This window comes from Chitinibacter sp. GC72, from assembly GCF_009760905.1.
Lineage (GTDB): Bacteria > Pseudomonadota > Gammaproteobacteria > Burkholderiales > Chitinibacteraceae > Chitinibacter.
Genome location: NZ_VIRW01000009.1, coordinates 13,643 through 40,420, shown reverse-complemented (window position 1 = coordinate 40,420; position 26,778 = coordinate 13,643). Strand labels below are relative to the sequence as shown.

Annotated in this window: 21 protein-coding genes, 1 tRNA gene and 1 riboswitch; of the genes, 16 read left to right on the top strand and 6 right to left on the bottom strand. The window is 56.0% G+C overall.

The window, feature by feature from the left end; translation table 11 throughout:
- Positions 1 to 135: 135 nt before the first annotated feature.
- The 3 genes from FLS37_RS09500 (at position 136) to FLS37_RS09490 (ending at position 6,973) form a co-directional block, all read left to right on the top strand.
- Entirely contained in the window at positions 136 to 2,991 is a 2,856-nt protein-coding gene (locus FLS37_RS09500; RefSeq protein ID WP_198314563.1) for an HD domain-containing phosphohydrolase, read from the top strand.
- 32 nt (positions 2,992 to 3,023) lie between these two features.
- Positions 3,024 to 3,572: a molybdopterin-dependent oxidoreductase gene (locus tag FLS37_RS09495; protein WP_198314562.1), complete on the top strand. Its 549-nt coding sequence runs from the start codon at positions 3,024 to 3,026 to the stop codon at positions 3,570 to 3,572.
- Positions 3,573 to 3,721: 149 nt separating this feature from the next.
- The gene (locus FLS37_RS09490) at positions 3,722 to 6,973 is read left to right on the top strand and encodes a carbohydrate-binding protein (protein ID WP_157669656.1); all 3,252 of its coding nucleotides are present in this window, start codon (positions 3,722 to 3,724) and stop codon (positions 6,971 to 6,973) included.
- A gap of 182 nt (positions 6,974 to 7,155) precedes the next feature.
- On the opposite strand, the gene FLS37_RS09485 is transcribed toward FLS37_RS09490, so the two are convergent.
- Positions 7,156 to 8,034: a LysR family transcriptional regulator gene (locus tag FLS37_RS09485; protein ID WP_157669655.1), complete on the bottom strand. Its 879-nt coding sequence runs from the start codon at positions 8,032 to 8,034 to the stop codon at positions 7,156 to 7,158.
- Positions 8,035 to 8,235: 201 nt separating this feature from the next.
- On the opposite strand from FLS37_RS09485, the gene FLS37_RS09480 reads away from it, so the two are divergent.
- The 7 genes from FLS37_RS09480 to FLS37_RS09450 all read left to right on the top strand — a co-directional run bounded on the left by FLS37_RS09480 (position 8,236) and on the right by FLS37_RS09450 (position 16,161).
- Positions 8,236 to 9,255, top strand: coding sequence for a putative 2-aminoethylphosphonate ABC transporter substrate-binding protein (locus tag FLS37_RS09480; RefSeq protein ID WP_157669654.1), 1,020 nt, complete (start codon positions 8,236 to 8,238; stop codon positions 9,253 to 9,255).
- A gap of 55 nt (positions 9,256 to 9,310) precedes the next feature.
- Positions 9,311 to 9,883 carry a phosphonate degradation HD-domain oxygenase gene (locus FLS37_RS09475; protein ID WP_157669653.1) on the top strand — a complete coding sequence of 191 codons (573 nt, stop codon included), beginning with the start codon at positions 9,311 to 9,313 and terminating at the stop codon, positions 9,881 to 9,883.
- Between the two features lie 9 nt (positions 9,884 to 9,892).
- Complete coding sequence (locus FLS37_RS09470) at positions 9,893 to 10,981, top strand: putative 2-aminoethylphosphonate ABC transporter ATP-binding protein (RefSeq protein ID WP_157669652.1); 1,089 nt, start codon at positions 9,893 to 9,895, stop codon at positions 10,979 to 10,981.
- Complete coding sequence (locus FLS37_RS09465; protein WP_157669651.1) at positions 10,978 to 12,663, top strand: putative 2-aminoethylphosphonate ABC transporter permease subunit; 1,686 nt, start codon at positions 10,978 to 10,980, stop codon at positions 12,661 to 12,663. The genes FLS37_RS09470 and FLS37_RS09465 overlap by 4 nt, the downstream gene beginning before the upstream one ends.
- Before the next feature lie 122 nt (positions 12,664 to 12,785).
- Positions 12,786 to 13,886, top strand: coding sequence for a 2-aminoethylphosphonate--pyruvate transaminase (locus tag FLS37_RS09460; protein WP_157669650.1), 1,101 nt, complete (start codon positions 12,786 to 12,788; stop codon positions 13,884 to 13,886).
- A gap of 26 nt (positions 13,887 to 13,912) precedes the next feature.
- Positions 13,913 to 14,749, top strand: a complete 837-nt coding sequence (phnX, locus tag FLS37_RS09455; RefSeq protein ID WP_157669649.1) for a phosphonoacetaldehyde hydrolase — start codon at positions 13,913 to 13,915, stop codon at positions 14,747 to 14,749.
- Positions 14,746 to 16,161, top strand: a complete 1,416-nt coding sequence (locus FLS37_RS09450; RefSeq protein ID WP_157669648.1) for an FAD-dependent oxidoreductase — start codon at positions 14,746 to 14,748, stop codon at positions 16,159 to 16,161. Before phnX ends, FLS37_RS09450 begins: the two co-directional genes overlap by 4 nt.
- A 76-nt stretch (positions 16,162 to 16,237) precedes the next feature.
- On the opposite strand, the gene phnF is transcribed toward FLS37_RS09450, so the two are convergent.
- From phnF to FLS37_RS09435, 3 genes are all read right to left on the bottom strand, one after another.
- The gene (phnF, locus tag FLS37_RS09445) at positions 16,238 to 16,948 is read right to left on the bottom strand and encodes a phosphonate metabolism transcriptional regulator PhnF (protein ID WP_157669647.1); all 711 of its coding nucleotides are present in this window, start codon (positions 16,946 to 16,948) and stop codon (positions 16,238 to 16,240) included.
- A 51-nt stretch (positions 16,949 to 16,999) separates the two neighbouring features.
- Complete coding sequence (locus FLS37_RS09440) at positions 17,000 to 17,221, bottom strand: hypothetical protein (RefSeq protein WP_157669646.1); 222 nt, start codon at positions 17,219 to 17,221, stop codon at positions 17,000 to 17,002.
- A 247-nt stretch (positions 17,222 to 17,468) separates the two neighbouring features.
- Positions 17,469 to 17,545, bottom strand: a tRNA-Arg gene (locus tag FLS37_RS09435).
- Positions 17,546 to 17,689: 144 nt separating this feature from the next.
- Between FLS37_RS09435 and FLS37_RS09430 the strand changes: the two genes are divergently transcribed.
- Positions 17,690 to 18,439 carry a cytochrome c5 family protein gene (locus FLS37_RS09430; RefSeq protein WP_157669645.1) on the top strand — a complete coding sequence of 250 codons (750 nt, stop codon included), beginning with the start codon at positions 17,690 to 17,692 and terminating at the stop codon, positions 18,437 to 18,439.
- Positions 18,440 to 18,522: 83 nt separating this feature from the next.
- On the opposite strand, the gene FLS37_RS09425 is transcribed toward FLS37_RS09430, so the two are convergent.
- The gene (locus FLS37_RS09425; protein WP_157669644.1) at positions 18,523 to 20,262 is read right to left on the bottom strand and encodes an isomerizing glutamine--fructose-6-phosphate transaminase; all 1,740 of its coding nucleotides are present in this window, start codon (positions 20,260 to 20,262) and stop codon (positions 18,523 to 18,525) included.
- A 222-nt stretch (positions 20,263 to 20,484) separates the two neighbouring features.
- Between FLS37_RS09425 and FLS37_RS09420 the strand changes: the two genes are divergently transcribed.
- The 4 genes from FLS37_RS09420 (at position 20,485) to ribB (ending at position 24,519) form a co-directional block, all read left to right on the top strand.
- Positions 20,485 to 20,721: an exodeoxyribonuclease VII small subunit gene (locus tag FLS37_RS09420; protein WP_157669643.1), complete on the top strand. Its 237-nt coding sequence runs from the start codon at positions 20,485 to 20,487 to the stop codon at positions 20,719 to 20,721.
- Complete coding sequence (locus tag FLS37_RS09415) at positions 20,722 to 21,621, top strand: polyprenyl synthetase family protein (RefSeq protein ID WP_157669642.1); 900 nt, start codon at positions 20,722 to 20,724, stop codon at positions 21,619 to 21,621.
- 44 nt (positions 21,622 to 21,665) lie between these two features.
- Positions 21,666 to 23,567 (top strand): 1-deoxy-D-xylulose-5-phosphate synthase, encoded by a 1,902-nt coding sequence (gene dxs / locus FLS37_RS09410; protein WP_157669641.1) that lies wholly within the window; start codon positions 21,666 to 21,668, stop codon positions 23,565 to 23,567.
- Positions 23,568 to 23,611: 44 nt separating this feature from the next.
- A riboswitch (FMN riboswitch) is annotated at positions 23,612 to 23,758 on the top strand.
- Positions 23,759 to 23,853: 95 nt separating this feature from the next.
- Positions 23,854 to 24,519 (top strand): 3,4-dihydroxy-2-butanone-4-phosphate synthase, encoded by a 666-nt coding sequence (gene ribB / locus FLS37_RS09405; RefSeq protein ID WP_157669640.1) that lies wholly within the window; start codon positions 23,854 to 23,856, stop codon positions 24,517 to 24,519.
- A 70-nt stretch (positions 24,520 to 24,589) separates the two neighbouring features.
- Here the strand turns inward: ribB and FLS37_RS09400 are convergent, their stop codons facing one another.
- On the bottom strand, positions 24,590 to 24,748 hold the full coding sequence (locus tag FLS37_RS09400) for a cupin domain-containing protein (protein ID WP_198314561.1): 159 nt from the start codon (positions 24,746 to 24,748) through the stop codon (positions 24,590 to 24,592).
- A 363-nt stretch (positions 24,749 to 25,111) separates the two neighbouring features.
- On the opposite strand from FLS37_RS09400, the gene FLS37_RS09395 reads away from it, so the two are divergent.
- Entirely contained in the window at positions 25,112 to 26,683 is a 1,572-nt protein-coding gene (locus FLS37_RS09395) for a glycosyl hydrolase family 18 protein (protein WP_157669638.1), read from the top strand.
- Positions 26,684 to 26,778 lie beyond the last annotated feature (95 nt).

The window sequence follows — 26,778 nt, the reverse complement described above, 5'->3', positions numbered from 1 at the left end:
AAAAAATACAGCCAACTTGCTATTTATTACTGAAGTTCTGGGTTGTGCTGCGGTAATACGGGAATTTAGGTGTCAGATAAGCTATAAAAACGGGTGCTAATGCCCTCTACTGTTAACCGCTCAAAGGAGCCGCAATTGAGCCACTTTCATCGTGTCTGGCCTGCTCGTCTGGTGATGTCCTGCCTGCTGATGCTGGTGATGATTGTCACTGCCACCGTGCTGCTCTCTATCGGCTGGGTGGGAACACGCGATATTTTGCTCGATTCGGCCAGCCGTACCGCCAGAGATGCCGGACAAATTGTTTCGGAGCGTGCGCGCCGCATGATCGAGCCTGGCGCGGCAACTTTGCGCATTCTGGCTTTTGATCCGATTGTGTCGGCCAAGGCGCTGGATGATCGCCTGAGCCGGATCGGCGTGTTTGCCGAAGAGCTGTCGGCCAATCCGCTGGTTTCTGCTATCTATGTCGCGTACAGCAATGGTGATTTTTTGCTGGTACGCCCGCTCGATAGTCGCGAGCTTCGCCAGCGCTTTCAGGCGCCCGCCGAAGCCAACTTTCTGGTGCAGACCGTCACACAGCGCGCCGATGGCAGCAGGGAAGGGGCTTTTTACTATTTCGATGCGGAAAACAAGCTGCAAATGCGTCGCCCGATGGCTGATTATCAGTTTGATCCGCGCGTCCGTCCTTGGTACGTCGCTGCCAAAGATACGATAGATACCGTCGTATCCAATCCCTATGTGTTTTTCTCCACGCGGCAGGTTGGCACCAGCATGTCCAAGCTGGCGAGCAATGGTGACACTATCGTTGGTCTGGATATGGCGCTGGATGATCTGGCCGAAGGCTTGAGCGGGCTCAATATCACACCGGGTACCGAGCTGGCGCTACTGAATGCCGATGGTCTGGTGATTGCTTATCAGGATATGAGCAAAGTGCTGGTGCAGCAGCCCAATACCGACACAATCCGCTTTAAAAACATCAAAGAAATGGATGTGCCAGCCTTATCCTCGCTGGAAGGTTCGGCGCAGAGGGGGCAGGCGATGACCTACCATATCGAAGGCAAGGAATGGCTGGGTGTTTCCTTGCCGTTTGACGCGATTGAGGGTAGTAATCTGCACCTGCTGGTTGCTGCACCGGCCGACGAGTTGCTGGGTGATCTGCAGCGCAGCCGCAACCGTTTGATTCTGATCGCCGTTGGCCTGATTGTCTTTTTCCTGCCCTTTGGCTGGCTGGCCGGTAATGCCATGGGTAAAAGTATGGAAAACATTGCCGAGCGGGCAAGGCGGATGATGAGCTTTGACTTTAGTCGCACGCAAAGTCCGCCGCCACGGCTCAGGGAAGTAAAGACGCTGGGTGAGGTGATCGACAATGTTAGCAACACCATAGAAGCCTTTTTATCGATCAGCCGTGTGCTCGGTGCCGAGCCGCGTATTGAAACCATGCTCGCACAGGTCTTGAGCAAATTCATGACTGCGACGCGCTGCGATGCCGCCGCAGTCTATCTGCTGCAACAAGACTCCGACTCCCTGCTGCGTGCTGCCGAATGCGGCACGCCCGATTCGTTTGCCGAAACGCTGGCGCATCGGCCATCGGATTCCGCACAGGATGCCTACTGGCATGAAGGGCGGCTGATGCTGCAGTTGCGGGGCCGCAGCAGGCGGCTGGAAGGCTTGCTGGCACTGCGTTTGCCCGACGATCAGGAGCATGCCGCTACCGAATTTATGTCATTTGCCAGCCGTTTAAGCGGCATGCTGGCGGTGGCGATTGAGACGCGGCAGCTGATCGAGGCGCAAAAGAAATTATTCAACGCGGTGATTCGTGTGCTGGCCGATGCGATTGATGCCAAAAGCCCGTACACCGGCGGGCATTGCGAGCGAGTGCCCGAGCTGGCGATGATGCTGGCCGATAAGCTGACTCACGAAAACACCGGCAACTACGCCGCCTTCAGCCTCAATGAAGAAGAGCGCTACGCCTTCTACCTTGCCGCCTGGCTTCACGATTGCGGCAAAGTCACCAGCCCTGAGCACATAGTTGATAAAGCCACCAAACTTGAGGTGATTTACAACCGCATTCATGAAGTGCGCATGCGCTTTGAAGTGCTGTGGCGCGATGCCGAGCTCGATTGCGCCCGTGCCATTGCGCTAGGGGACGATGCGCTCGCTGCACAGGCGTCGTGTCTGGCCAGACAGGCGCAGTTGCAGGCCGATTTTGCTTTTGTTGCGCAGTGCAATCAGGGCGGGGAATTTTTATCCGAGCAGGCGCTGGCGCGCTTGCAGCAGATCGGCTCGCAAACCTGGCTACGCCACTTTGATGATAGCCTGGGTTTATCGGCCGAAGAGCTGCAGCGGCTATCGCGTCATCGTCCAGCCCCTGCAGAGCTGCCTGCCAGCGAATATGTGCTGGCCGACAAACCGGAGCATCAGGTGGCCTGGGGCGAGCGCAAGCCGCCTGTTGAGCGGGGCGATCCGCAAAATGTATATGGCTTTGACATGAAATTGCCTGCCAACCGGCAAGACTTGGGCGAATTGCATAATCTGGGCGTGCGGCGAGGCACTTTGACCGATGAGGACCGCTTTGCCATCAACGACCATATTGTGCAAACGCTGATCATGCTGAAAAAACTGCCCTGGCCTGCGCATCTGGAGCGGGTGCCCGACATTGCCGCCAATCACCATGAAAAAATGGATGGTACAGGCTACCCACGGCGTATTGGCGCCAAGCAGCTGCAGCTGACCGACCGGATTATGGCGATTGCGGATATTTTTGAAGCGCTCACGGCAGCAGACCGGCCTTACAAATCGGCCAAGAGCGTATCCGAGTCGCTGCGCATTATGGCTTTGATGGGCAAAGACCAGCATATTGACGCCCAGTTGTTTGTTTATTTCCTGCGTAGCCGTATCTGGTTTGATTACGCGCAGCGTTTTATGTCGCCAGCCCAGCTCGATGAGGTGGATGTCGAGCAGCTGGTTCAGCTGGCCATGCCCGCAGCCCATTGAAGAGTCAATTTACCGCAAGCAAGGATTGAATAATGATGAATCAAACGCCGACGATGGAAAAACTGCCAGCCGCCTGCCGTGCGCTGCTACTGACGGCGGCACTCGCCGCGCTGGCTGGCCTTGGCGCGGCCAATACGGCCAGCGCGATGGACAAACCGGCTGGCAAGGTGATTTTGACGATCTCGGGCAAAGTGAGCAAACCCAATCAGGGCAAGCTGGCGCAGTTTGATTTGCGCATGCTCGAAGCCTTGCCGCAGGTATCGCATACCGTCACCACGCCATGGTATCCACGCAAAGTAACTTTCCGCGGCCCCTTGCTGCGTGATGTGCTTAACGCTGCTGGCGGGAGCGGAACAAGGATCAAGGCGATTGCGATCAATGATTATGCGGTTGAAATCCCGTTTAGCGATGCGCTGCAGCACGAGGTGATTCTGGCGCTACGGCTCAATGGCAAGCCGATGGCTGCACGCGACAAAGGCCCGATCTTTGTGATCTATCCCTACGACAAATTTGCGCCGGAGGCTGTGCCGCGTTTTTACGACCGCTCGGTCTGGCAGCTTGATACTTTGCAGCTGGACTGAATTGCCTGCGCATTGCAAAACACCCTCAATCGCTGATAGCTCACCCACGCAGTTCGGGGTGAGTTGACATTCTGGCGCAACCGTCGGCTTTTACTATCTCTGTCCATCACCAGACTGGTGTTCAAATTCATGGATGATGGAGAGAGAAAATGCAGCAACTGAAAACGCCGACCCTACTGGCGCAATTAATCTGTCTGACTTTGGGCGCGGGGCAAGCGATTGCCAGTGAGCCATGGCAAGAAGGTGTGACGTATCCTGCTGGAAGCGTTGTTAGCTATGGTTCCCGTGAATATACCTCTCTGGTTACACATACGGCCTTTCAGGGCGCGAACTGGAATCCGGCCGCGACCCCCGTGCTGTGGCGAACTCTCACTGGGACGCCGACAGTCTCCCCGACAGTCCCGCCGAGCAGCCAACCGACCAGCCAGCCCAGCCTAACTCCTACGCCAACCCAAACGCCTGCAGCGGGCGAGTGCAGCACGCTCTGGCAAGCCACAGCGGTGTATATCGCAGGCCAGCGCGTGCAGGTGCAAGGGGTGATTTATGAAGCCAAATGGTGGACGCGCGGCGATCAACCCGCCCAATCCGGCGAATGGGGCCCTTGGCGCAAGCTGGGCGCGTGCGCAGTAGCGACTGCTACGCCAGAACCTAGCGCAGCGCCGACACCCGCTATTACTCCAACCACATCACCAACAGCATCACCCAGCCCGACCCCAAGCCCGGTGGTCAGCGCTACACCAAGCGCAGAGCCAACACCGAGCGCCACCCCAGCCAGCTTGCCGATGGCTTCGCTCACGCAAGGTCTGGTGCATTACTACCCGCTGGAGCAAGGCGCGAGCGACAGCGTAGCCGGCATCACCTTGCAAGCGGTTGGCCCGCAGCAGCGCGCCACTGGCCGCTTTGCCAATGGCGTGTTGCTCGATGCCAAGCAGGGCGCAGCGCTCTTCTTGCCGCGCGCTTTGAGCGGCACTTACACCATCGGCTTCTGGCTGCGCATGCCTGAGGACATGGGCAATAAGCTCGCCAGCATTCTGGCCAATAAAGACTGGGAAACCGGCCTCAACCCCGGTATTTCGATTGGCCGCAATAATGATGGCCGGCTGAAAATCAATATCGGCGATGGCAGCAAGCGTCTGGATGGCTATCTGCCGGGCGCAGGCAAAGGCTGGGCCTATATCGCGCTCACCGTCGATGAGCAGGCCAAGGTGCTGACTGCCGCCGCCACCGACGACAAAGGTTTTGTGAACCGCATCAAGCTCAATTTCGCGGCGCTGGGGAATATCTTGCCAAGCTTTAATCGCTGGGCGCTCAATGAAGATGCGCGCGGTGATTATTACAGCCGCTATCCGGCCGAGCGCTTTGCGCTGGAATATGACGAGCTGGCCGTATGGCAGCGCTCGCTTAGCGATGCCGAAGTGCAAAGCCTCGCCAGAGCGGATGCGCCATTGGCTGCATTGAAACCGCAGCCGACCACTTTGCCGCCTAGCCCAACGCCGAGCGCTACGCCATCGGCTAGCCCTAGCCCAAGTATCACGCCGACGATCACGCCAAGCCCCGATCCACAGCAACCACCAACAGGCGTTGGCCTGCCGACCTTCAGTATTGCGCCTTCGCTGCAAGGCCCGGGCCCGGATCGGATGACCGTGATGTTTGAAAGTGCACAGGTGAAAGGCGAAGTGTGGGTGCGGCCGTACGGTACGGGCGAAGTCTTCCGCCGCTTTGCCGCGGTGCCGCATTCGAAAGACGCCACCGTGCAGCACGCGGCGCTCACCGAGCTAAAATCAAATACCCTGTATGAGTATTACGTTCGAACGCATAGTGTAGATGGGATGGCAGCCTATACCTCGCAGCGTTATGCCTTCAAAACCTGGCCCAAAGCCGGTGATGGCGTCGAGCAGGCCAAGTTTGTGCTGTTTAGCGATACTCAAGATGGCCGTGGCACGATCTTTACCGATATCGTGAACAAAGGCGTGATTCCGCTCGAATGTGAAAGTACCGATCCGGTGCAATGTAGCGAGAAAATCGCCGGCATTATCCACCATGGCGATATTGTGGCCAGTGGCGGTTCGCGTGATCAGTGGCGCAATCAATTCTTTGGCCGCCTGCAGGCACTGAGCCCCTATGTGCCGATTATTCCAGCGCCGGGTAATCACGAGTATTTCGCCGAAGAGATGGGTAATCCAGCCAAGGTGGCGCAGCCTGATCTGAATAAAGCCATGCAAAGCTATCGCAAATACTTTGCCGGCGTGCCGGATAATGGCTCGGCGCTGTATCGCGGCTTCTGGTTTAGTACCGACTATCTGGGCCTCAAACTGATTAGCCTAGATACCACGCCGATTTCTGGCCGCCATGCGCATGGCAACTGGACGCCGATGTCGATGTACTGGGATCAATTCCGTGTGGCGCAGCTCGATTGGTTTAAGCAGCAAATCGCCAGCGCCGAGCAGCAAGCCAAGCCGTATGTATTCAGCATCAACCACGGCCCGTGTCTGTCGGAAAAATGGCGCAATGGCGAAGTGATGGCCACCTGCGAGTTTGTGTCCGAGCTGGAAGACTACAGCCGCCGCACGCAGGCCATCACTGGCAATCTGTTTGGCCACGTGCATAGCTATGCGCGCGGGCATTCGATGGATGTCAAACACCTGTGGCTCAATGCCGCCAGCGCCAGCGGTGGGCTGGAAGGGGGCGGCAATCAAGGTAGTGATGGCAAAGATCTCGATATCTTCACCATTACCCGCGATGAATTTGGCTACAACACGCTCACTTTCCGCTTCGGGCCGCAGCAAAGCTTGGCGATGGTGCGCCGCTCCAGCGGGATTACCGGCACCAATACCGCCTTCCCGGTGACTGATCAGCTGCAGATTACCCAGCAGCCGCTGATGGTGCCACCAAGCTTGCCGCAACGTGATCTGGGCGAGGTGGCGCTGGCTGAGCTTACGCTGCAATTTGTGCCACCAGCAGGGCTAGATGGGCTGGAAGCGCATTGGCAGCTGGCGAAAAATGCGGATTTTAGCGATGCCTTTGACATCTGGGGCAACCAGACGCGTAAAGAAAACTGGTTCTACACCGGTAGCACCGAAGCGAGCTTTGCCAATACGCGTGCGGGTAAGTCGATGACTGAACTCTCACTAGCCAACGCCCTGCAAGCGCGTGAGATTCTGCAAGACGGCGGCAATGAAGCCTTCGAGCGCTGGTCACTCTCCAAAGGTGCTAGCTGCACCACACTGACCGGCTCACGCGGCGGGCAGTGCACGCATGTGTCGAGCTATGATCGCTTCGCCAGCAAACCCGCCGCCCTGCAACTCGCCAGCGGTGAAACCTGGTACTACCGCGTGCGCTTGCGCGATAGCGGTCTGAACTGGACGCCATGGAGTATGACTGGCAGTGTGAAAATCAAGTAAGTACTCCCGCCCACGGTGAAGCCGTGGGCATTGATGGGGAGTCGTGGCAAATAACGCCGGGCATTGCCCGGCGTTATTTTTTGGTCTTGCTCTGTGCAGTGGGAATCAGGTTTGGCTGACGACGTTGAGGCAAAAAAGATGAGCACGCGCAGTGCTGACTGTACAACTACGATGGCATTTATTTATGCCTTACCCGTCGCGGCGCTGTGCGATAACAATTGCAAGAAACTGCGAATCGAGCGCATCTCGGCCCGCTGGCGCAATAAATACAGATATTCATGCACGGCATGCTGGCTATCGCTAAGTGCAATCGCCCGCAGGCGCGGATGTTCGCCCACTTCACCGGCGGCCATCAAAGCCCAGCCCAAACCGTGTGCTACCCCTTCGCGCACCGCTTCGCGGCTACCCAGCTGCAATCGGCGCTGCAGGCTGATTTGATGCTCGGTCAGCAAGGCATCCACGGCCTGCTGGGTGACCGAGCCAGCCTCGCGTGTGAGCAGGGTCGCGCCCTGCAGCTGCTGGCAAGGCACTGCGCTGAGGTGAGCGAGCGGATCACTACTGGGCACCAGTAAGACCAGCGGGCTGCTGGCCAGCGGGCGACACATCAGCCGCGCATCGTCCAGCGTTTGCGAGGTCACGGCCAGATCGACCTGATAATTGAGCAGGGCTTCGAGCATCACGGCCGAATTACCAAACTGCACATCGACTTGCAGTGCCGGTTGGGCTGCGTGCAGGCGGGCGAGCAGCGGCAGCAGATAAAACGGACCCGTGGCACCGATGCGCAATTGCCCGGCCTGGCGCTCGCTGTGTTGGCGCAGCTCGAATTCCAGATCGGCTTCCTGTTGCAGCAATTGCTCAACTTTGGGTAATAGGCTGGCGGCAGTGTCGGTAAGAATCAGCCTGCCATTGCGCCGCTCGAATAATTCCAGCTGAAAGTGTTCCTCCAGCTTGCGCAACTGGCTGGTGATGCTGGGCTGGCTGATTTGCAAATGTCGCGCCGCCGCCATCACGCCACCCTGGCGGGTGACTTCCAGAAAGATTCTGAGCCAGCTGGTGAGCATGGTTTCTCCTTGATAAATTGCATCGCCTGTTGAATAAATCCCGGCGCAGACCCCGGCACAAACCTTGGCAGCATACGCAAGGCAAGCTACAAGCCGATTGCAGCCGCGACATTAAAAATTCGTCTAGACGTAATGCCGCTGTAATGGAGCAATGCACATAATTGTGACGCTTAAACCCACTCCCTCAAGGAAAGCTGCGCAATGAAAAAACTAACTGCTCTATCTCTGGCGCTCTCTGCGCTGCTGACTTCAACGCTGGCGCTGGCCAATACCACGCTGACGGTTTATACCGCGCTGGAAGCCGATCAGCTCAAGGCCTATCAGGCCAAATTTGAAGAAGAAAACCCGGGCATTAAATTGAAATGGGTGCGTGATTCAACCGGCATTATCACTGCCAAATTGCTGGCTGAAAAAAGCAATCCGCAAGCGGATGTGGTGATGGGCCTGGCAGCTTCTTCGCTGCTGGTATTTGAAAAAGAAGGCATGTTGCACGCGTATGCACCGAAAGGCGTGGAAAAGCTGAGCAAGCAATACGTTGACGATAGCAATCCGCCAACATGGGTTGGTATGGATGTGTGGGGCGCCACGGTGTGTTTTAACACCGTTGAAGCGGCCAAACTGGGCTTGAAAAAACCGGAAAGCTGGAAAGATCTGCTCAAACCCGAATACAAAGGCAAGATCGTCATGCCGAATCCAGCCTCTAGCGGTACGGGTTATTTTGATGTAAGCGCATGGCTGCAGATTTTCGGCGAGAAAGAAGGCTGGGCGTATATGGATAAATTGCACGACAACATCGCGCAATATATCCATTCAGGCTCCAAACCTTGCAAACAGGCCGCAGCGGGTGAATTCCCGATTGGCATTGCGTTTGAATACCGTGCAGCCAAGCTCAAAGTCGAAGGCGCGCCAATTGATCTGGTCTTCCCGAAAGAAGGTTTGGGCTGGGATCTGGAAGCCACTTCGATTATGAAAGGCAGCAAAAATCTGGACGCGGCGAAAAAGCTGGCCGATTGGGCGGCTTCCAAATCTGCGAACGAGCTGTATGAAAAAAACTTCGCCATCGTTGCGATGCCCGGCATTGCCAAGCCCAACAACTTTATCCCGGCGGACTACGAAAAACGCCTGATCAAGCAGGATCTGCGCTGGTCTGCGAGCAATCGCGACCGCATTCTGGCTGAATGGACCAAACGCTACGACAGCAAATCAGAAGCTAAAAAGTAATCGACCCACCTGATCAACTCGGCTGGCGATCCTGCTGGCCGAGTCTGGATAAAGCATGTTCCCCACAATTCAAACCCTGCCTGAACTAGGGCGCTGGTATGCCAGCGCAGGCGTGCAGCTCTATGGTGGCGAAGCAATCAGCCAGCTTGAGCATGCGCTGCAAAGCGCACATTTTGCGCAATTGGCCGGTGCCAGCCCGAGTTTAATCACTGCCGCTTTGCTGCACGACTTGGGGCATCTATTAGCCAATCAGCAAGACCACGATGTCGAGCAGGGGATTGATGATCACCATGAAGCGATTGCAGTGACTGCGCTCAAACCGCTATTTGGCCCTGCGGTACTGATGCCGATTGCCTTGCACGTGGAAGCCAAGCGCTATTTATGTGCGATTGAAGCCGATTACTTGGCGAGCTTATCGGCCGCCTCATTGCAATCACTACAGCTGCAAGGCGGCGTGATGAATCAGGCCGAAGTGGCCAAATTTGCGGCTCGCCCGTATGCCGCTGACGCCGTGCAGCTACGCCGCTTTGACGATCAGGCCAAGGTAGTCGGTCTGCCAACCGCTTCACTTGCCGATTACCTCTCTATTGCTGCCGCTGTGTCACTCACAGCGCAGAGCCCACTGTGAAATAGTGATATGCAAACTGAACTAGACCATCGAGAGTTAGACATCCGGCAATTGGGTAAATCATTTGGTGCCTTTACGGCGCTGAAAAATATCGACCTGAGCGTCAACAAAGGCGAATTTGTTTGCCTGCTGGGCCCTTCGGGCTGCGGCAAAACCACTTTGCTGCGCATGATTGCTGGCCTTGAGCGCTGCGAGCAGGGGCAAATTTTGCAAGCGGGCCGCGATATCACGCGCGCCAGCCCTGCGCAGCGCGACTATGGCATTGTGTTTCAGTCGTATGCGCTGTTTCCCAATCTGAATATTCGCGACAACATTGCCTATGGCTTGAAAGGCAGGCAGGAAGACCGTCAGCGTCGGGTTGATGAGTTGCTCGAATTAATCGGCCTGCCCGGGCTGGATCGCAAATACCCAGCGCAAATCTCGGGTGGCCAGCAGCAACGTGTGGCGCTGGCACGTGCGCTGGCGACCTCACCAAGTCTGCTATTGCTTGATGAACCCTTATCAGCGCTCGATGCGCAGGTGCGTGAACACCTGCGCTTCGAGATCAAGTCGCTGCAACAACGGCTGAACGTGACCACCATCATGGTGACGCACGATCAGGAAGAAGCGCTGACGATGGCTGACCGCATTGTGGTGATGAATCACGGTGTGATCGAGCAAATTGGCACGCCTGAGCAAATCTACCATCAGCCTGCCAGCCGCTTTGTCGCCAACTTTGTGGGGCATTGCAATTGGCTCAGCGCCACGGCCAGCGGTACGCGCAGCGTGACATTAGGTCAGGCCGATTTGCTGACGGCGCCTGAGCAAAATTTGCGCGCAGGCGAGCCATGCGAGCTTTATATCCGCCCCGAAGACATCGAGCTGCTGCCCAGCTGGGATCCCGAATCGCACACCGCACTGGGCAAACTGCTGCACCGTGAATTAATCGGCAGCATCTACCGGCTGCGTGTCGCTGTGGCGCAATGGGGCGGTGTCGAGTTGCAAATTGTGGCCACGCATCGCGAGATGGCCAATTTGCGCATCGATGATGGCCAATTGATTCCGGTGCGGATTCCGCCCGGGCGCTTGCGCAGTTTTGGCAGTGGGGCACGGGTATGAGCGCAGCAATGATGCAAGCGGCACAACAACGCCCGCGCAGTGAAATCTTCGCCTGGGGTCTAGCCGGGCTGTGTGTGTTGGTCTTGGCGATGATGCTGATTGGCCCGCTAGTAGCGATTTTAAGTCAGGCATTTATTGATCCTGCGTCTGGCCAATGGGGCTGGCAGAGTATGGCGGCCAGTCTGGCTGCGCCGGGCATGTTGCAAAGCACGCTCAATAGCGTGCAGCTGGCCTTGGTGACCACGCTGATTGTGTTACCGCTGGCTTATCTCTATGCCGCCGCCTTGTGCCGCACCGCGATGCCGGGCAAAGGTCTGATGCGCATGCTGGCCTTGCTGCCGCTGCTGGCGCCATCCTTATTGCCCGGGATTGCCTTGGTGTATTTGTTTGGCAATCAAGGCATTTTGAAATCATGGTTTCCCGACGGCAGTATTTATGGCTTTTGGGGCATTGTGATTGCGCAGGTGTTTTATACCTTTCCGCATGCCTTGATGATATTGCTCACCGCGTTGCGAGTGGCCGATGCGCGGCTGTATGAAGCCGCTACGGTATTGGGCGCGGGCAAAATCCGCCAATGGCTAACTGTCACACTGCCTAGCGTGCGTTACGGCTTGCTCTCGGCTGCGGTGGTGGTATTTACGCTGGTGGTGATTGATTTTGGCGCGGCCAAAGTGATCGGCGGGCAATTTAATGTGCTGGCGCTAGAAGCCTACAAGCAGGTGATTGGCCAGCAAAACTTTAGCCGTGGCGCGGTGATTGGCGTGCTGCTGTTGATACCTGCATTACTGTCATTTGTGCTCGATCATCTGGCGCAGCGCAAACAACAGGCCATGCTTGGCGCGCGCGCGCAGCCTTTGGTGGTGCAGCGCCAGCCGCTGCGCGATGGCCTGGCCTTGCTATTTTGCACGCTAGTCAGCGGCGCTTTGCTGTCCATTTTGGCGATGGCCGTGGCCGCGGCGTTTATCAAGCTGTGGCCGTATCAAATGCAATTCTCGCTCAATCACTTCAATTTTGACGACGTTGATGGCGGCGGCTGGGGGGCGTTTTATAACAGCTTGCTGATGTCGCTGGGCACCGCCGTGTTTGGCACGCTGCTGGTGTTTGTTGGCGCGTGGTTGACTGAAAAAGTGGCAGCGGCTCAGCCGTGGCGACAGGCTTTGCATTTGCTGGCGATGTTGCCCATGGCGGTGCCCGGCTTGGTTTTGGGCCTGGGCTATGTGTTTTTCTTTAACCATCCGTCCAATCCGCTGCATGGCGTGTACGGCACGCAGGCGATTCTGGTGCTGTGCTCGATTGCGCATTTTTATACCACCGCGCATTTAACCGCCGTCACGGCGCTCAAGCAGCTCGATCGCGAGTTTGAAGCGGTGGCCGCTTCACTCAAAGTACCATTCTGGCTCACCGCATGGCGCGTGACTTTGCCGGTGTGCCTGCCTGCAGTGCTCGATATCGCGCGCTATTTCTTTGTTGGCACGATGACCACGGTGTCGGCGGTGGTGTTTATCTATACCCCCGACACGATGCTCGCTTCGGTCTCGGTACTGAATATGGACGACGCTGGTGATACTGCTGCAGCCGCAGCGATGGCCAGCCTGATTGTCGCCAGCTCGGCGCTTGCCTGCGCCATTTTTGCGGTATTGAGTTGGCTACTACAGCGCAAGAGCCAGCGCTGGCGTGATTAATACCTTGTGATGTATATGTTTGCAAGCCAGTATTGATATGTTCCCGATGGCAATACCCCTTATCAAGCGCAGCAATGCGCTTTTTAAGGTATTAAAAATTCATCTAGATGTATGAGGTTGATATGTTACAAGCTCCACTACTATTAACACCCGGCCCATTGACCACGAGCCTGGCCACCCGTACCGCGATGCTGAAAGATTGGGGCTCGTGGGATGGCGATTTTAATGCGCTTACCGCTAGCGTCTGCGCCGATCTGCTCGTAATTGCCCATGGCGGCGACAGCCACTGCTGCATTCCGCTGCAAGGCTCGGGCACGTTTGCGGTTGAAGCGGCGATTGGTACTTTGCTGCCGCGCGACGGGCATATGCTGGTGCTGGCCAATGGTGCGTATGGCGAGCGCATGGCCAAAATTGTTAGCACGATGCATCGAAAAGTCAGCGTACTGCGCTGGCCGGATGGCACGCCCGTTGACCCGAACGCCGTGCGCGCAGCGTTGAGCGCCGACGACAGCATTAGTCATGTTGGCGTGATTCATTGCGAAACGGCCACCGGCTTACTGAACCCGCTCGATGCCATCGCGCAAACGGTGGCCGAGCTGGGGAGGGATTTGATCGTCGATGCGATGTCATCGTTTGGCGCACTCGATATTGATCTGCAACGCCAGCCGATCACTGCGGTAATTGCCGCCTCGGGTAAATGTCTAGAAGGCGTGCCGGGAATGGGTTTTGTGCTGGCCAAGCGCGCTGCGATTGCGCTGGCCAAAGGCAATTCAAACTCGCTGGCGCTGGATTTAGCCGATCAATACGACTATCTGCAGCGCACTGGCCAATGGCGCTTTACGCCGCCAACCCATGTGGTCGCCGCTTTACGCGCCGCGCTGGATCAATATTTGGCAGAAGGCGGCCGCCCGGCGCGGCTGGCACGCTATCAGGCCAATGCCGCGGTGTTGATTGGCCGCTTGCAAGCCGCGGGTTTGCGCCTGTTTTTACGGCCTGAACTACAAGCGCCGATCATCATGACTTTCAATGCGCCAGCGCATCCCGACTACCGTTTTGCGACGTTTTATCAAGCGATGCGCGAACGCGGCTTTTTGCTGTATCCGGGCAAACTCACCGAAGTGGAAACCTTCCGCGTCGGCTGCATTGGGGCGATTGAAGCCGCCGCTTTAGAGCAAGCCGCGCACGCGATGATTGATGTGCTCAGCCAGCACGGCTGGTTGTGATGAACTCTCTAAAAAGGATAAATACCATGCAAATAAACTCATCACTTTCCTCAAAACGCGGCCCGCTTGAGGCGGTGATTTTCGATTGGGCTGGTACCGTACTGGATTTTGGCTCGTTTGCGCCGACCCAAGTCTTGGTGCAGGCCTTTAGCCAGATTGGCGTGGACATCAGCTTGGCCGAGGCACGCGTGCCGATGGGGATGGCCAAATGGGATCACATTAAAGCGGTTGGACAAATCCCGGCTGTGTCGGCGCGCTGGCAGGCCAAATTTGGCAGCACAATGAGCGATGCCGATGTTGATCGCATCTATGCACTATTTATGCCATTGCAAATTGAGCAAGTAGGCCATTTTTCGCAGCCGATTCGTGGCGCGATTGACACCATCGCGCAGCTACGCGCACAGGGCCTCAAAATCGGCAGCTGCACCGGCTACCCGCGCGCGGTGATGACGCAGTTGATTCCGCTGGCAGCGCAAGCCGGCTTTAGCCCTGATCATATTGTGGCGGCCGATGATCTGGCTGCGGGCTCGCGTCCCGGCCCGTGGATGGCGCTGGCCAATGTCATTGAGCTGGGCATAGTGCAAGTAGCCGCCTGCGTCAAAGTCGATGACACCATCCCCGGCATTGCCGAAGGCCTGAACGCGGGCATGTGGACGGTGGGGCTGGCCATTAGCGGCAATGAAGTAGGGCTAACGCAAGACGAATGGGATGCGCTGGACGCAGACCAACAAGTGCAGCGACGCAGCGTGGCGAGTGAAAAACTGACTCAAGCTGGTGCGCATTATGTGATTGATAGTATCGCTGATTTAATGCCGGTGATTGCCGATATCGAGGCCCGCTTGGCGCGCGGTGAACGGCCATGAGTTTGCGCGACGAGTTTCAGCCGTATTGGATGGCGCAAGCGCTGGCGCAGGAGCGATACCAAGCCCCCAGCCATCGGACGCCACTGGCTGAAACGATCAACGCTGATGTGTGTATTGTCGGCGGCGGCTACACCGGCCTGTGGACCGCCATCCAGCTCAAACAAGCGCAACCCGAGTTAAACATCGTGATTCTGGAAAAAAACCTGTGCGGCAGCGGCGCGTCGGGGCGTAATGGCGGTTGCGTGCTGACCTTGGCACCCAAATACCTGACTTTACGCCGCTTGTTTGGCGAGGATGAAGCGGTACGCATCGTCAAAGGATCGGAAGCAGCGGTCTTGGCGATGGCCGATTTTTGCCGCGCGCATCAGCTCGATGCCGAGTTGGAGCTTGATGGTGCGGTATATACCGCGACCAATCAGGCCCAATTGGGCGCGATGGATGCGGTGCTGGCCGAGCTGGATGCGCAGGGTATCAATAGCTGGCGCAGCTTATCGGCCGCAGAACTCAAAGCCAAAACGGGCTCGGATGCGCATCTGACCGGCGAGTTTTCACCGATTGCCGGCAGCGTGCAACCGGCGCTGCTGGTGCGCGGCTTGGCACGGATTGCCGAGCAGATGGGGGTGCGCATTTATGAACATACCCCGATGCTCAGCTTGAACTACGGTCAGCCCGCGCAGCTGCGTACACCCGCCGGATTGGTGCGCGCCACTAAAGTCGTGCTGGCGCTCAATGCGTGGATGGCCAGCCAGTTTCGCCAGTTTGCGCGCAGCATTGCGCTGGTGTCATCCGATATGGTGATCACCAAGCCTTGCCCCGATCAATTGGCACAACAAGGCTTAAACCACGGCGCGGCGGTGTGTGATTCGCGGATTTTTGTGCATTACTATCGCCGCACCCGCGATGGCCGCTTGATGCTGGGCAAAGGCGGCAATACCTTTGCCTTTGGCGGACGCATGCTGGCGAGCTTTGATCAGGCCAGCCAATACGTGCCGATGCTACAGCAAGCGATTCGCCGCTTTTTTCCAAAATTGGCCGATGTACCGATTGCCGCATCGTGGACTGGCGCTTCGGATCGTTCGGTAACGGGGCTGCCATTTTTTGGCTATTTGGTGGATCAGCCTCATATCGTGTATGGCTTTGGTTATTCCGGTAATGGGGTTAGCACCTGCTATCTTGGCGGGCAGATTTTGGCCAGCATGGTGCGCGAGGAACAAGAGGGCTGGCGCACTTGTGCTTTGGTCAGCGGCCCGCTTGGGCATTTCCCGCCTGAGCCGATTCGTTGGCTGGGTTCAATCATGGTGCGCAACGCGATCCGCCGCAAAGAAGCTGCCGAGGATGCCGGACTAGCGCCGCGCTGGCTGGATCAATGGCTGGCGCGTTTTGCTGCTGCGGCCGGCAAGGCAGATCACTAAGGGGTATTGGCCTGTAGATTAATATTGATCTAATCTATAGGCCAATACTCGTACTGGGTAATCTTGCTGTGGTGCCTTATTCTGGCTCGATCAACAGCTGAATCGTATTGGCTGCAAAGCGGGTAATGCCATATTCGATCACCTGGTCAGCTTCATCCTGATACACGCTTTCGACGTATAAAATTGGCTGGGTTTTGGGCTGCGCCAATTGGGCGGCGACTTCGGGGCCGGGCAGGCGGGCGGTAATGCGTGAGAGTTTGCGCGACACATTCTGCACGCCAGCGGCACGCAGTGCTTCGCTCATCACGCCGTGTTGCCGCAACAACTCAGCAAACTGCGCAAAGCGCGGCAGCGGCAGATATTCGGTATTCACGCCAACTATTTGCTCGTCGGCATAATCGAGCGCGTCAATTTTCAGTACCTCGCTACCTTCGGGCACTTCCAGCATTTTGCAGACTTCATCGTGTGCGAGTACCACCGAATGCTGCGTGATTTTGCTTTGCCCAGCCAGGCTTTGCGCCGCCAGACTGTGCGAAAAACGCGCCTTGCGCCCCATCCGGTAAGCAATCAGGTCTTCCTGCACAAAAGTGCCGCGCCCTTGCTCGATGCGCACCAGCCCCAGATTTTCCAGCTCCTGCAAAGCTCGCCGCACCGTATGGCGGTTCACCCCAAAACGCTCGGCCAGCACGGGCTCAATCGGCAACTGGCCGCAGAGTTGCTTGTGGTGGATTTCATCCGCCAGCGTGCTGCTGATTTGTTGCCATTTCGCTTGGGATTTGCCGGACATGCTGGCCTGCCAGATAAAGAAAGCCGTGATTATAGTGCCAATTGATGACGTCTAGATGATGTCCGTGCCAGGCTCATCAAGTACACGCCGTGCGCGCCACAGTAGGCGAGGGCAGATATTCAGCGCTTCAACTTCGCCATTCGCCTGCAATTGCCTGAGCGCCATCTCGGTGATGGCTGGTGGCTCCTGGCTAGCCAGCCACCACGAATGAACACCCTCCAGCGTATCCGCCGCCTGCGGATGGCGCTGCAGATGCTGCCGGATCTGACCCATGGCCAGCTCAATTATCGTGTTTGAGTCCATGATTTTGTGTCTGTTTAAAAACCTGTATTTTGGCGAATTGAATACTGCAAATGTATTTTGTCTTTTTGAGTATTTGCCAAGCAAAACCATATGCGGGGATTGAGGTGTCGCAATTGTGGCAACAGCTTGAACGACGATTAAGTTTTGGCTTCTATAGGGAGGAGATTTTCTGTCAGCTGTAAGAGCTTGGCGCTTTAGGTTAAACTCTTGATTTGATTGGCGCACCCAGCAGGAATCGAACCTGCGACCTTCAGCTTCGGAAACTGACACTCTATCCAACTGAGCTATGGGTGCATCCGAGGAGGGCAGATAATAACTGCTTCCGCAGGGTACGTCTAGCTGGCGAATGCTTTGTGGTCGCTGCGATTATCGGTATAATTGCCGCACAGAAGCTGAATTAGGCTCACTTTTATAACGATTTCTACAAGGGATGACAGCATGAGCGGATCCAACGCAACTGCGTCGAAAGGTGTTGCTGGCATGGTGCTGGCGGCTTTGATTGGCGTGCCACTGATTGTTTACTTGCTGATCAAGCTGTTTACATCGGGCATGGATACCAATCTGACGAGTTCCACAATGACTGGTGAAGCGGTTTCGGCGCGCTTGCAGCCAGTTGGCGCTGTTAAAATTGTAGAAGGCGGTGCTCCGGGTTCACGCAGCGGCAAGAGCGTGTACGAAAGCGTGTGTATCTCCTGTCATGGCGCCGGCTTGGCTGGCGCACCCAAGTTTGGCGATGCGGCTGCCTGGACTGCGCGTCTTGCCCAAGGTTTTGAAACGCTGAGCAAGCACGCGATTGCCGGCTTTAACGCCATGCCAGCCAAAGGTGGCGCGGCTGATCTGACCGATGACGAAGTCAAACGTGCGGTTGCTTTTATGGGCAATGCAGTGGGTGGCAAGTTTGAAGAGCCTGCCGTTGCTGGTGCAGCAGCTGGCGGTGCAATTGATCCTAATGTGAAAGGCAAAGAAATCTACGCCTCGGTGTGTATGGCCTGTCATGATTCCGGTGCTGCTGGCGCACCTAAATTTGCTGACAAGACAGCTTGGGCGCCTCGTCTGAAAAATGGTGTAGACGCTGCGATTGCCAACGGCGTTAAAGGCATCAATGCGATGCCGGCCAAAGGTGGCTACAGCGGTTCTGATGATGAATTTAAAGCTGCGGCACTGTATATGATTAACGCAGCAAAATAATTAGCCAATTATTTTGTTTGAATGAAAAACGCCACAGATCGTGGCGTTTTTTTATGCCTTGCCGCTGTTAAAGCCTAGGCGTTTTATTCCTTATCGAGTGTTTTGCTCAGATTGCGTGGTGTATCGACCTGATTGCCGCGGGCAATGGCGGTCAGGTAGCTGAGCAGCTGAAATGCAATCGCATACAGAACGGGGTTGAGTAGCGGCAGCTTGCGCGGCATCCGGATGCAGTAAAACCCCTCCACCGAGCTTAAACCCACATCGCTCAGGACATAAATTTCACCCTGACGGACTCGCACTTCCTGCAGATTGGCCAGCATTTTTTCGGCCATCAGGTCCCAGGGCAGGCAGGCCAGCACTGGCACAGTGTGGTTGATCAGGGTGACGGGGCCGTGCTTGATTTCTCCGCCCGGATAGCCTTCGGCGTGGATGTAGCTGACTTCCTTCATTTTTTGTGCCGCTTCCAGCGCAATCGGAAAATGCAGATTGCGCCCGATCAGAAACAGGTTTTCCACCTTGGCCAGCTGTTGTGCCCATTGTTTGAGTGCATCTTGCAGATTCAGCACGGCGGCCACCGCGTTGGGCAGCAAATTGAGCTCAGCTGCGGCGATGCTGATATCAATCCGCTTGCCTGCCGCCAGCTTGAGTGCGACAAAATACAGGCACAGCAATTGGGTCGAAAATGTTTTGGTCGAGGTGGCGCCCATTTCTTCACCGGCATATTGCGTGAGCTGATACTTGGCCAGCTGGCTGAGGGTGCTGGCCGGGTGGTTGGTGATGGCCAGTGTGTCCTGATGTCCGGCCTGAATCGCATGCCGCAAGGCCGCAATGGTATCGGCGGTTTCGCCCGATTGCGAAATGGCAATCACCAGCGTGTTGCGCTCGACAATCAGGTTGCGGTACCGATATTCGCTGGCGTATTCAACATGAACGGGTAATTGGGCAATTTGCTCGATCCAGAAGCCCGCCGTTGCCGCTGCATGATGGCTCGAGCCGCTGGCCAGCAATAACACGCGCTGGTACTGGTGCCCGGCTGCCAGCTGCTCCAAAAAGCCGGATAATTGTGCGTTTTGATAATGCTTGATCAGTTGTGCCAGCAGCAGGGGCTGTGCAGCAATATCGGCCTGCATATGATAGTCAAAATGGCCAGCTGCATGGGCAGGTAGCGGGCTTTTCTTGCACGGCTTGCCCTCGGTATCAAAGCAGGCAATATGCCGTGGATTAAGCTCGGCCATTTCACCGCATTCAAGCTCGATCAGCAATGAGGATCGGGTGCGGATCAGCGCGGCGTCGCTGGCAAAATGGCAGCCATCCTGATTTTGCCCAATAAACAGGCTGGGACCCAATGTGGCGCAATACAGATTATCTGCACTGCCTTTCTTGATTGCGGCCAGCGCAAAATAGCCCCGGCATTCCTTGAGCGCCAGCTGAACAGCCAGTGCAAAATTTTTGTGGATGCGGTCGTACCAGTCGATCAGCGCGGCGATGACTTCTTCGCTCTGCCCCAGATTGTGCGAGTAACCCAGTGAGGTCAGCTTGCTCATGATCTGTTCGGTATTTTCCAGATGCCCCAGCAGTGCCACCAGCACTCGTTCGCGAAACAGCGTCAGCCCAGAATCATGCTGATTAAAACCCAGACAGAGCAAACCCACAGGGTAAGTCCGGCTGGGTTTCGGGTAATGTTCTTCCTGGCGGATCAGGATTTCATCGTTAAAGGCACAGACATGGGCAAAATGATACGGTTGATCTGGCAGCTGCGAGCAGCCCTCTTGCAGAAGGGTGTTGGCGTCGCTACTGGCAATGGCTCCGAGCAGAATATTCATCGTGGTGTGCTTTGTATTCAGAATATCTTTATCCTAGCTGTCAGTGAGCCGACTTGAAAGCTGGCTTTCTGGGCGATGGTCTTGCTGCGGCTTATTTTGTGCATGGCCGCATGATAGCCAAGGCCAAAAAATTGCTGCTGAGGTAGAATAGCGGCCTTTAGAATTAGCCCCAAGTTCGCCTGCGGTATTGAAATGGCGGCTGGATAGACTGCGAGATTGTTGATGGCCAAAGCAGCGAAAGCGAATTTACCCGAAAGCTATGAGGCTGGCGTTGCCGAGCTTGATGCGCTGATTTTACAAATGGAAGCCGGTCAGATGCCGCTGGAAGAGAGTCTGGCTGCGTATCAGCGTGGCACCGAGCTGCTGCGCTTTTGCGAGGGCAAGCTGGCTGCCGCCGAACAACAGGTCAAGATTCTTGAGGCAGGCGAATTGAAAGCCATGCCGGAAGCGGGGGCTTAAATGACGGCAGTGATCGATTTTAAAGACTGGATGGCACAGGTGCAGGCGCAAATGGAAGAAGCGCTAGCGCATTACCTGCCTGCCAGTACGCATATCCCGGAACGTTTGCACGATGCGATGCGCTATAGCGTGCTCGACGGCGGCAAGCGCGTTCGCCCCTTGCTGGTGTTTGCTGCCGGGCAGGTGGTCGATGCCGATCCGCAACGCCTGCAAGCCGTTGGCGCGGCGCTGGAAATGATCCACGCCTACTCGCTGGTGCACGACGATATGCCGGCGATGGACAATGATGTATTGCGCCGTGGCAAACCCACCGTTCACGTCGCTTTTGGCGAGGCGACGGCTTTGCTGGCGGGCGATGCGCTGCAAACGGCGGCGTTTGATGTGCTCAGTGCCAGCACTTTGGCCGATCAGCCTAGCGATCAATTGAAAATGGTCAATATCCTGGCGCGCGCTTCAGGTAGTCTGGGCATGTGTGGCGGGCAGGGGATTGATCTGTATAGCGTGGGTCAGAGTTTGAGCCTGCCCGAACTTGAGCGCATGCATATCCTGAAAACCGGCGCGCTGATTCGCGCGGCCGTGCTGCTGGGCTCCTACTGCGGTACAAGCTTGAGCGACGAGCAGCGTAGTGGGCTGGATCATTACGCCAAATGTATCGGGCTGGCGTTTCAAGTGGTCGATGATATTCTCGATTGTGAAGCCGATTCCGTCACTTTGGGTAAAACTGCGGGTAAGGATGCGGCCAATAACAAGCCCACTTATGTCGCCTTATTGGGCATGAAAGGCGCCAAAGAGAAAGCCGAAGAATTGAAACAGGCGGCTTTTGCCGCGCTGGCTCCGTTTGGCGAAAAAGCCCAGTTACTGCATGCCCTTGCTGGGTATATCGTTGACCGCAAATACTGATAATCTCTACAGGGGTATACCCCTGTGGATGGGATGATAGATTCATGACTTGCCCCGTAAAATATCCCTTGCTCGACACCATCGACTGTCCTGCCGATTTGCGCCAGATTGAGCGCAAAGATTTGCCGCAAGTGGCGCAGGAAGTACGGCAATTTCTGCTCGACTCGGTCAGCCAGACCGGCGGCCATTTCGCCTCGAATCTGGGCGCAGTCGAGCTGACTGTGGCGCTGCATTATGTGTTCGACACGCCACACGACCGGCTGGTGTGGGACGTAGGTCATCAAAGCTATCCGCATAAAATCCTTACCGGTCGCAAACAGCGCATGCACACGATGCGGCAGAAGGGCGGCCTGGCAGGTTTTCCCAAACGCGACGAATCCGAATATGACACCTTTGGTGTCGGGCATTCGTCAACGTCGATTGGCGCTGCGCTGGGCATGGCCGAAGCGGCTTTGCTCAAAGGCGAAAAGCGCAAAGCGATTGCCGTGATTGGCGACGGTGCCATGACGGCAGGGCAGGCGATTGAAGCGCTGTTTAACGCCGGCCATCGTGACCTGACCGATTTGCTGGTGATTTTGAACGACAACGAAATGTCGATTTCACCGAATGTGGGCGCGTTTAATAATTATTTGGCCAAACTCTTGTCGGGTAAATTCTACAACGGTATCCGCAGTGCTTCGGGCAAGGTGCTCGATGCGATGCCGCCGCTCAAAGAGCTGGCCAAAAAAGGCGAAGAAAGCGTTAAAGGCTTTCTAACGCCGGGCACGCTGTTTGAAGAAATCGGCTTTAACTATATCGGCCCGATTGATGGTCACGATATGGAAACGCTGGTTGCAACTTTATCGAATATCAAATCGCTACGCGGCCCGCAGTTTTTGCATGTGGTCACCAAAAAAGGCAATGGCTATAAGCTGGCGGTGGCTGACCCGGTGAAATATCACGCTGTGACACCCTTTACGCCGGAAGACGGCATGGCCGCAGGCAAGGGCGGCGGCAAGCCGAGTTTTACCCAAGTATTTGGCGATTGGCTGTGCGATATGGCCAAAATCGACGACAAATTGGTCGGCATTACGCCTGCGATGCGCGAAGGCAGCGGCATGGTGCGCTTTCATGCCGAGCACCCCGAGCGCTATTTCGACGTCGGCATCGCCGAGCAGCACGCAGTGACCTTTGCCGGTGGTCTGGCCTGTGAAGGGCTTAAACCCGTGGTCGCGATTTACTCGACCTTTTTGCAGCGCGCGTATGATCAGCTGGTGCACGACGTGGCGCTGCAAAATCTGGATGTGACGTTTGCGATTGACCGCGCTGGCTTGGTTGGTGCCGATGGCCCGACGCACGCGGGCAGCTTTGATTTGTCTTACCTGCGCTGTATTCCGAATGTTGCGATTCTGGCGCCGGGCGACGAAAACGAATGCCGGCAGATGCTCTACACCGCCTACCAGCATACAGGCCCGGCCTGTGTACGCTACCCGCGTGGCAGCGGGATGGGCGTTGCGGTGGACGCAAGCATGACCTTGCTACCTTGGGGCAAAGGCGAAATTCGCCGCCCTGCGGCCGAGCAGCAAGGCAAAAAAGTCGCCATTCTGGCTTTCGGCACGGTGCTTGAACCGGTACTAACAGCTGCTGAAGCGTTGAATGAGACCGATGTCTTGAGCGTGACGGTGGCTAATATGCGCTTTATCAAGCCACTTGATACCGCGCTGGTGCTGGAGCTGGCCGCAAGCCATGATTTGATTGTTACCGTTGAAGACAATGCCATCATGGGTGGCGCAGGCAGCGCAGTGATCGAGGCCATGATGGCCGCGGGCGTCTGCAAACCGGTGCTGCAGCTGGGGCTGCCCGATAGTTACGTCGAACACGGCGAACAAAAACAGATCCTGGCCGAATGTGGTCTGGATGCTGCGGGCATCAAGGGCAGCATCGGGCTCAAGCTGCAAAGCCTTTAAAAGCCTGCTTGTGGTATGCTGCAAAAGCCAGATTCTTCTGGCTTTTGCGTCTTCAGGGGGGGTGAAATTCCCCACCGGCGGTAAATCGTAACGATGAGCCCGCGAGCGCCTGCAAGCTCCCCGCTGGCAGGGTCAGCAGATCAGGTGAAATGCCTGAGCCGACGGTATAGTCCGGATGAGAGAAGACATGCAGCGTATTCATTCTTGCAATGAGTGCGCTGTTTTCGCTTGCGCTTTGCGTAGAGTGCCCTGAACGCTTTCTTGCCCACTACAAGGAGCGTTTTACATGAACGAAATTGCTACCACTTTTTGCACTTCCAGTTCCAGTTCCAGCGCCGAGTTGCGTGTCAATCAGGCCATTCTGGCGTTTCAATCGGCTCGTCCGGTGATTTTGCTCGACGATCTGGATCGTGAAAACGAAGCCGATCTGATATGCCCGGCCAGCACCTTAAGTCACGCGGTGATGGCCATGCTGATCCGTGATTGCAGCGGCATTGTGTGTTTATGCCTGACGCCGGAGCGCGCCAGACAACTGGATCTGCCGCCAATGGTCAGCCAAAACCAGAGCCGCTATGGCACCGCATTCACCGTTTCAATCGAAGCGCGTGAAGGCGTTACCACGGGGGTATCTGCCGCTGATAGGCTGGCAACCATTGCTGCAGCCATACACCCCGATGCAGTACCTGCGGATCTGGCTCGGCCTGGTCATGTCTTTCCGCTGATTGCCCATCCCGCGGGCGTGCAGGGGCGGCGCGGACATACCGAAGGGGCGATTGAGTTGAGCCGGCTGGCCGGATGTGGTGATGCGGCGGTGCTCTGCGAATTGATGCAGCCTGATGGCACCATGATGCGGGGCGAGGCGCTGCTTGAATTTGCCCGTCAGCATCAGCTGTGCATGCTGTCGATTGAAGAGCTGGTGCAGGTCTCTCGCGTCGCTGCGATGAGTATTTAAGGCCAAGCAGCCAGTGCCTGAGGCGGGCACAGGATGCTTTTCAAGCCTAGCCGCTTGACATCAGGGGGCTTTAGTTAAATTGATAGTGCTTACGCAACGGCGCAGTAATCTGCCATGTGCAGCTCATTCCGGCCGGAAAAGTCGCCAGATCCCCGGCATAAATCGTGACCGGCTCACCACCGCTCGGAGTCACAATCACTTCCCCTTTGATGTGCAAACTGGTTTTCACAAAATCCTTGCGATCAGTTCTTCTGCACAAAAGTTTGCGGCCCCGCTATGACTCATTTGCACTATTTCTACTTCAACTTCCTTGCGCATATTTGAACAAATTTACTGCCAAGTTAGAACATTCTATCGCAACAAGCTGCTCGCTAGAATGAAGTCAGCATATCCACTTGTTTGTACGTAATCCAGTGTAAGCAAATGTGCTCACTGAGCACAGATCTTGAGTGAGAGCCCACTCATCACCTCACCCAAGTATGCCAGTTGTCGCAGTGGGCGGGGCGAGGGCAAACACCTTGCTCCGCCATTGATGCAAAGACTGCGGCTAGTGCAGCACAGTGAACTTTAGATTTTCGTCGTTATTGAAAGTATGGCGGCGGGAAGCTGGCGACATCTGCTGTCGCCAATTCAGCAGTACATCCGGCCAACAGAGGTTGGGCCAGATGCAATCTATAAAAAGCGCATCAAGTGCATTAAGGATGGAAGAGACAGTATGAAAAAAACATTAATCGCAGCAGCCCTGCTGGTCGGCATGGCGAGCGTACACGCCGATGATAATTACAACTACTTTGCCGGTAAGTCACAGCCGTTTAAGCAGACGTCGGGCAAAGTCGTCACCGCGTATTTCGGGGGCCAAGAATCTGCCGACCAGATTGCCGGCAATAATCTAACGCATCTGGTGTACGCATTTTTACGCGTATGTGGCCCCGGTGAGTATTCAGGTGACAAGCCAATATGCGATGCCAACCGAGCCAAAGTCGGTGCAAATGGCTCGGACTATCGTCTGGCCGTCAATGAAAATACCTCGGACGTAGCTGCTCATGTTCGGATGCTTGAGATCAAGCAGCGTTTTCCTCACCTGAAGATTACTGCGGCCATTGGCGGCTGGGGAGGTGGTAATGCCTTTCATTTCTTTGCAAATGATCCGGCCAAACGCGCCATTTTTGTTCAATCGGTCGTCGATTACCTACGCAGCCACACTGCACTCGATGGCATAGATATCGACTGGGAAGCCCCTACTGACAATATGTGGCAAGACGGGGTGAAACTGGGTAGTCCCGAGGATCGGCAAGGGTTTATCGATCTGATGCGCGATTTACGCACAGCATTTACCGCGCTTGGGCATGAGAATGGTCGCAACTACATACTGACCACCGCACTGGGCGCTGCCGCAGCAGGTGGCTACCTGGATCTGCCACTAGATAAGGTTTCTCCGTTTGTCGATTACGTCCATATCATGAGCTATGACTATGCAGGCTCATGGTCAAACGATGTCGGTCACCATACCAATCTCAAATGCACCAGCTATACCCAGTTCTGCTTGGATACCGCCATGCAAAGCTATCTGCGCCTAGTGCCAGCTGAAAAAGTAGTGCTTGGTGTCGCAATGTATGGGCGTGGCTGGACCAACGTGGCGGACATGCGCGAGCCTGGCAACCCAATGACAGGTAAAGGCCAAACTGGAAACTTTGGTTCCCAATTTATGGGTCCGGGTGAGTTTATCTACAAAGATCTGCATGCAAACCATATTGGGAGCAAGGGCTTGGGGGTAAATGGCTACGAAGTGCGCTACGACACAAATATCGGCTCGCATTATCTTTGGAATGAAAGCACAAAGAGCTTTATCGGCTACGACGACCCGCGTGATGTTGAGCAAAAGGGCAAACTGACCGTCACGCACAAACTAGGTGGTGTCATGGCTTGGGTCTTAAGCCAAGACAACGGCGATATCCTCAATGCAATGAATCTCGGTGTCGGCAATCAGCGCGCCAACCCATTACCGGAGTGCCCCAGCGAGCAATGGAATAAAAAACAGATCTATCAAGCCGGCAGCAAAGTCACCTTTAATAACCAGATCATGCAAGCCAAATGGTGGAATATTGGCGAGCGCCCGAATAAGCAGGAGTGGAGTGTCTGGAGCAACCTTGGCAAATGCAACTAGAGTCCGCCGCTTGATCGCTGATTAACGGAAACGCGAGCTTTATTGACCCCGCCTACTTCTGAGGGGTGTATTAATGGGGCTCCCTGATATCGCGA